The 253-nt window shown below is 60.1% G+C and carries 1 pseudogene; it reads left to right on the forward strand.

Going from position 1 to position 253, the window contains the following annotated elements:
* A pseudogene (locus SB771_RS35850) lies at window positions 1-253 on the forward strand (hypothetical protein); the annotation flags it as partial.

A 253-nucleotide genomic window follows, 5' to 3' on the forward strand; every position in this document is an offset into this window, starting at 1 on the left:
GAGCCGGGGCCGCGTCAACGGCCGGTGTCGCGGACGTCGAATGTCACCGGTAATGAACTCACCATCCTGTTTGGCAGAACGATCCTCAACAGCAACGAGTCGGAATCGAGCAGCGCAGGAAGTCTTGAATATCGGCGGGGATTGTGGCGCTATGTCGACGTGAGCGCGTCATACATCCACGAAGGCGGGCATATTCAATCGCGCCGCGACGGTGTAGCGGCGCAACTGTGGGCTACTCGCGCATTCTTTGGCG

The sequence above is a fragment of the Burkholderia sp. SIMBA_051 genome (assembly GCF_046534915.1).
GTDB classification, from domain to species: domain Bacteria; phylum Pseudomonadota; class Gammaproteobacteria; order Burkholderiales; family Burkholderiaceae; genus Burkholderia; species Burkholderia ambifaria.